Source organism: Methanobrevibacter sp. (assembly GCF_017432245.1).
Classification (GTDB): domain Archaea; phylum Methanobacteriota; class Methanobacteria; order Methanobacteriales; family Methanobacteriaceae; genus Methanobrevibacter.
This window is the reverse complement of sequence record NZ_JAFRJO010000093.1, coordinates 1-4,657: the sequence shown is the minus strand read 5'-3', so window position 1 is coordinate 4,657 and position 4,657 is coordinate 1. Positions and strand designations below refer to the sequence as shown.

Here is a 4,657-nt window from a genome sequence, read left to right as displayed (position 1 = left end):
TATGCAATTTTAATTTATTTATCAAATTTTAAGTTATTTATTAAATTTTAATTTATTTATTAAATTTTAATTTATTTATCAAATTTTAATTTATTTATCAAATTTTAATTTATTTGTAATATAAAACTATTTAGTTATTTTGTTTTAATATTAAAGCAATATTAATATTTAAATTTAATTTTAAAGCTCAAAAAACTGTCTAATTTATAAATGATTAGTTCAAAACTATTTTTGAAGAAAAAATTTTGCTCAATGATTTATTTATTTTAGCTTGTTTTTTCTTCTAAATTTTATGAGGTGTTATGACAGTGAAATTAAAATTAATATATTTAATTTGTATGATTCTCTGTGTTTTTATAACATTTTCTGCTGTTAGTGCTGCTGATTTGAATGGAGAATTAATCAATGATGATTCTAATCAAGCGGCATCAATATCACAGTCTGAATCTTCCATAACAAATTTAAATGAAAACAATGATAATTTAGGAATTTATAGTGAAGATAAAGATTGTGTAGATTCTGTGAATGGGTTATCCAATTCAAATCAGGAAAATTCTATTGACGATAATATTTACTCTATTTCTGATTTGGATTCTATTAACTCAGATGAGAAATCTCTTAAATCTAGTCTTAGTTCTATTAATTCAAATGGTATGTCTAGTAATTTAGATAGGTCCAATGATGAATCAAATGATGAAGCTCTTAAAGCTAGTTCATCTAGTTTTGAAGATTTGCAGATCTTAATTGACAATGCAAGAGTTGGAGATACAATTAATCTGGAGGGGAAAACATTTGTTGGAAATGGGACTCAAATCTCAATAAGTAAAGCCATTAGTATTAATGGAGGTTCCAATTCCAATATGGCAACTTTAGATGGAAAAGGATTATCCTTTATATTTTTCATTAAAAGCAATGATGTTCATTTATCTAACTGTAATTTTATCAATGCTTTAGGCAATGCAGTTTATTTAAATGGTAATGATACATCCATTTCTAATTGTAATTTCTGGAATAATAGTGCAAGTTTATATGTTTCTCCTGCAGGTGTGGGTTTCTTGCTTGAGAACAGTAATTTTACAGATGGAATCTATAAAGAGGGTTCCAACGTATTTGTCAGAGCAAATAAATCTACTGTAAGGAACTGTAATTTCATTAACAATACTCTTGAAAATCATGAAGGCATTCAAGGTTATGGGGGCGCATTGCAAATTGGATGTTCTGATAATCAAACTAATGAAGGTTATGTTATCAACTGTAATTTTATTAACAATACAGTTATCACAAATGCTAATGATACCCATGCAGGAGCTTTATGCTTCCGTCCTGGAATAAAGGTCAGCAATTCTAATTTCATAAACAATTACTGCAATAAGGTTGGAGGAGCAACTACATTGCATAGTGATGGCGAATTATTCAATTGCACTTTTATAAATAATCGTGCTGGTGAATATGGAGGTGCTATAAGCACTGGATTCAATGGTGATTACATTAGTGTGAATATTACAAATTGTACTTTTATAAACAACTCTGCACCAATGGGTGGAGCTATTCAAATTAAAGGACATAATGTGAAAGTGACTAATTCTATTTTTGAAGAAAATAAGGCGAATGAAAGTGAAGGTGGAGCTGTTTTTATTATGGGAAATGATGCTTTAATCATAAACTCAACATTCCAAAATAATTTTGCAAAAACTGTTGGAGCTGGAATATTGATTAATGGAACTTATGTATCTGTTTTAAATTCAAGTTTCAATAATAATATAGCAGATTATGGTGCTGCAGTTTATATTATGGGATCTAATGCTAATTTATTTAGTTCAAATTTCACTAATCACAATGTAAAAAATGGTTCTGTCTATATAAAAGGGATAAACGCTTATGTTTATGACAGCATTTTTGAAAAAAATCTTGGTGAATCTGGTGCAGGATTATATGTTGAAGGATTAAACGCCACATTGATTCTAAGCAATTTTTCATCTAATAATGTCACTGCCAAAGGTGGTGCAATTTATATTAATGGATCTAATGCTCAATTGATTTTATCAAATTTTTTAAATAATAATGCAATTCCAAAAAGTTTAGATGAATATAGTGGTTTAGGTGGTGCAGTTTATATTAAAGGAGATAATAATGCTATTGATTCTTCAATCTTCAATTACAACACTGCACGAAATGGATCTGCTATTTATACCGATGGATTGAATATGTCTTTATCTAATACCAATTTTGATAGAAATCAAGCATGGTCATATATTTTAGCTTCAAGTGTAAACCCATCTCTAAGTTATTTTAACGAAAGCGACATTTTAATTGATTTGACGTTAGTAGGAGGCAATAATATTGCAAATGCAATCTATAATACTGCTTCAATGGATGAGATTTACTTTTTTAATGTCAGTTATGTATCTTCAAAAGGTCCAAGGTTTACAGGGCTGGAAGAGTTGCATCCTGTTGATGGTGCAGAAAATAGCAATGATGGAAGCTTGTTGTATCAGGATGATAGAGAAGATAATCAGTTGGTTAATGTAGTGATCTATAAAGATTCTCAAGATAATGGTGTAGGAATAAATGGTCTATCTTCAAATTCAATTGGAGATGAATCAATTTCTAATAAAGATATTATATTAAATAAAACATTTACCACAGGAATTTTAGGGGATATTTCATTTAATTTAAGTGATTATATAGATGAGCCTCTGGAAAAAGGTAAATACGTTCTTTATGCAAAGCATTTTGAAGATGATTATTACAAGGAGATTGATGGAGGCAATCAATTTGAGATAGTTCCAATTGTAGATTTAGCAATTAATATTGGATCTAGCAGAGTGAATGTGGATTTTAACAAAACTGTTAAATATACAATAAAAGTTAGCAATAATGGTCCAAATAATGCAAGCGGAGTAAATATCAGTGCTCTTATCCCTGAGGGATTGGTCTACATATCTTCTACACCATCAATAGGCACTTATGATATTGAAACTGGCATTTGGGATATTGGAAGCTTGGATATTGGTGAAAATCAAACTTTAATTATCAATGCTAAAACCAATAAAACAGGAATCATTGATTTTCCAGTAAATGTTTCAGCTATTGAAGATGATTCAAACCTTTCAAATAACTTTAATAATAAAACCATAAGGGTGCTCATGTCAGATTTAGCTATTGACATTAAAGCTTCTGAAGATATAGTGAGTTATGGGGATATCGTTAATTGGACAGTGACTGTTAAGAACAATGGTCCAAATAATGCCAGCAAAGTAATTGTTTCTTTAGACTCTTTTGATTCTGATTTAATTTATTTAAACAGTTCTGATGATTCATTCAATCAGACAAGTTTAACATGGGAAATTAATAGTTTATTAGTAGATGAAGAGATCAGTTTTGTAATTTCAACTAAGGCAAATTCTTCCAATGATGAAATAATCCTTAATGCCAATGTCAGTTCTGATACCTTTGATCCTATTGAGTCTAATAATCTTGATTCTGATTTGGTAAATGTCCTTCCGTTATGTGATTTGATAACTAAAGTGAATGCATCTGAAAATCCTGCTAATAAGGATGATATCGTCGAATGGATTGTTATGGTTTCTAATGATGGTCCAGATGATGCATCAAATGTGATTGTTTCATTATCTGATTTAGAGTCTTTAGGCACTTTTTTAGATTCTTCTGAATCCATTGATAAGGATAATTTAATTTGGGTTATTGGAGATTTATCTAGTGGTGAGAGCGTTTCCTTAAGAATAACTACAAAAATTGAAGATTCAAATAAAACCATTTTACTTGAAGGAAATGCCTCTTGCAATACTCTTGAGTTAAATTATGACAATAATTACGATTCTGATAAGTTATCCATAAATCCTATATGTGATTTGGCAATTACAATCATTCCAGACAATAATCCTACAACTGTGGGTGAAATTATTAATTGGATAATCAATATCACTAATAATGGTCCAGACAATGCTAGTGATGTTAATGTCTTTAATGATTTTCCTGAAGCTTTGGAATATATCATTCATGAATCAGATAAAGGAGAATTGGAAAATAATACAGATGAAAATGGAAATATTACAGGCCTAGTTTGGAAAATTGGAGATTTAAAAAGCAATGAATCTGCCTTGCTGATTATCTCTACTAAGGCATTGGAAGAAGGTTCTGTGGTAAATAAGGCGAGTGCAAGGTCCTTAACTTTAGATATTAATGAGTCAAATAATTTAGATTCTGCGGAGATTGATGTTGTTCCATCAGAAGAACCAGAAAATCCGGATCAAAATGAAACCCAAGGGGACAGCAATAATTCTGACGACGATTTGGATGATGATATTGATGAGGAATACCCTTGGTATGATTATGATTTAGATGATTATGAAAATTATAGTAATCATGATGATGAAGGGAACAATGTTGATTCAGGGGATCATAAATCTGGAAACTCTTTTGTCAAGAAATATAATAATCCTATTGATATTTCTTCTAAGAAGACTGGAAATCCTTTAATTTTCTTTATTTTAGCAATTGTTTTACTTTCTGTTATATATAGGAAAAATTAATTCATATGGAATTAATTATAAAATTGTGTTTTTTGGGGGTTATTTTTTTAACTCCTTTTTGTTTTTTTCTTTTTTTAAAACTATTATTTTTTTATTTTTTTATT

1 protein-coding gene is annotated in these 4,657 nt (G+C 29.3%); it reads left to right on the top strand.

All coding sequences use genetic code 11. The features are described from left to right. The first annotated feature begins 302 nt into the window (after positions 1-302). Positions 303-4,553 (top strand): hypothetical protein, encoded by a 4,251-nt coding sequence (locus IJI80_RS07400; protein ID WP_292788930.1) that lies wholly within the window; start codon positions 303-305, stop codon positions 4,551-4,553. Positions 4,554-4,657 lie beyond the last annotated feature (104 nt).

Bases quoted from the DNA above. Each gene is read 5' to 3' on its own strand.
- IJI80_RS07400 (WP_292788930.1), top strand. From the start codon at position 303: ATGACAGTGAAATTAAAATTAATATATTTAATTTGTATGATTCTCTGT.